This is a genomic window from Phocaeicola sp. RTP21198st1_B8_RTP21198_201120 (assembly GCF_040929485.1).
Taxonomy (GTDB): domain Bacteria; phylum Bacteroidota; class Bacteroidia; order Bacteroidales; family Bacteroidaceae; genus Phocaeicola; species Phocaeicola dorei.
In genome coordinates, this window is record NZ_JBCOCI010000512.1 from 1 (window position 1) to 240 (window position 240).

1 pseudogene is annotated in these 240 nt (G+C 39.6%); it reads left to right on the forward strand.

Annotation, left to right across the window (positions count from 1 at the left end):
• Positions 1-240: pseudogene (locus AB5935_RS27715) on the forward strand (epidermal growth-factor receptor (EGFR) L domain protein); the annotation flags it as partial.

The window sequence follows — 240 nt, forward strand, 5'->3', positions numbered from 1 at the left end:
CTCCTGTATATTATAAAGAGGGAGAGGGTTCGTTAGCAATATCTTTACAAAGTAAATCGCTGGATATTCCGGAATTGCTTCACGTAGGAGGTGAAGGGTTGTTCGTTAATAAAGCAACAGGCATTACTTGTGATAAATTACAGACTATAGATGGTACGCTACAGATAAAAAGTGCGACTTCTCTTTCTAAGGAAACACTTTCCATGGAGAAGTTGGAGACCTTGCATGGGGTTGTTTTTG